Here is a 1,372-nt window from a genome sequence, read left to right as displayed (position 1 = left end):
GCCTGAACCCGGCCCGGCCCGGCGAGGTGCTGCTGCCCGTTGCCGATTGCACCCTGAGCCCGCACGGCGACCTTGCCGCCATGCAGGGGGTGGGCAGCCCCGAAGCTGAGGCGGCACAGGCAGCGCGACCGGTGGCCGCATCGACTGCGGAACCGGTTGCGGGCCAGGAGCGAGAGACGGCGACAGCGCAGGCGCCGGGACACATGTCGGAACAGGCACTGGTCCCTGTGCCAGGCACCTCTCCGGGGCAGCCCCGGCCATCGCAGGTGGATGCGCTCCCGGCCATTGCCCCCGGTCTGGAACGGGGCAGCGCCGCATGGCTGGCCGCACTGCCCCGGGACGCGCGCGAGCCGGGCATCGGCGGCGTGGGCTGGGGGGTCATCGGCCTTGCCACCGACGCCACCGGCTACCCAGTGGCCTACTGGTGGCGGGGCGGAATTTCACGCCACCGTCTGGTCACCTCCATCATGCTGGGGCGGCTGGAATAACGGAGGCAGGCGTTGCCTGACGTTGCCCGGTGCCCGCCTGGTATCCCCATTTCCCCGGCGTTTCGGAACATTTTGCCACGCACCATGACTTTCCGGTCCATCCCGCCTGCGCCTTGCCGACATATCCCGACGTTTCTCGCCGGACCGCACCACCCCATCCTGCCGGACGTCCCGCACGGCGGCCCGCCGCGCAGCCTCGTTTTCGCAACGCACGGCCCGGCCAGGGCGGGAGTTTCCCGCACCCCAGCCGGACCGTGTGCGCTTGTCCGACCCTGCCCCCGGTGTTTTCCGGGTGTCTGCATCGGCTATCTGGCCAGTTCGTCTGCCTTCTTGCGCAGGTAGTCGCCAAGGTCGTTCATGGCCGCCTTGGCCTTGAACAGGTTGAGGTGCAGCGCATCGGTAAAGCCGAGCACATTGGCCCCTTCCTGCAGCGGAGTGGACGACTGCCCAAGGGTGTCGTGCTTCAGGCGACCGCCCTCCACCACGAACACCGTGGTATCCACCATGTTGCCCCGGAATTCCTTTTTCACGTCCACGGTCAGCACCACGTTGTTGCCTTTCAGCTCGCGCTTGGTGATGGCGCCCATCACCGATTCGCCAAGGTAGATATTTTCGTCCTTGATGTCGGGCACGGCGTCGAACAGCACGCGATAGTTGTTTTCGAACAGGCCGAGCACGGCGTGGGCGCTGGTGGCCGCGCCCGGCAACAGCAGCAGGGCAAGAAGAAGGGCAAGGATGCGCATGGAAACCTCCCGCACTGGCGGATGATGGCGAATGGTGCCGGTTGCGATGGAAGACGGCGGATGCCCGCGGCGTGGGCGTGGTTGCCGCGCGCGCCCGCAGGCCCCGGCCCGGCGTAGCCACCAGCATACACCCCGGCGCGC

The 1,372-nt window shown here is 68.3% G+C and carries 1 protein-coding gene and 1 pseudogene; one reads left to right on the top strand and one right to left on the bottom strand.

The window, feature by feature from the left end; genetic code table 11:
- Positions 1-488: pseudogene (locus tag FVW20_RS15525) on the top strand (hypothetical protein); the annotation flags it as partial.
- Positions 489-793: 305 nt separating this feature from the next.
- Here FVW20_RS15525 and FVW20_RS15520 read toward each other — a convergent pair.
- Positions 794-1,231, bottom strand: coding sequence for a hypothetical protein (locus FVW20_RS15520; protein ID WP_196610312.1), 438 nt, complete (start codon positions 1,229-1,231; stop codon positions 794-796).
- Between the last annotated feature and the right edge of the window lie 141 nt (positions 1,232-1,372).

Source organism: Nitratidesulfovibrio oxamicus, assembly GCF_015731765.1.
GTDB classification, from domain to species: Bacteria; Desulfobacterota; Desulfovibrionia; order Desulfovibrionales; family Desulfovibrionaceae; genus Cupidesulfovibrio; species Cupidesulfovibrio oxamicus.
This window is presented reverse-complemented; position numbering and strand designations above follow the sequence as displayed.

What these genes read in the sequence shown, in the direction of transcription:
- FVW20_RS15520 (WP_196610312.1), bottom strand. Translation starts at nt 1,231, where the DNA reads ATGCGCATCCTTGCCCTTCTTCTTGCCCTGCTGCTGTTGCCGGGCGCG.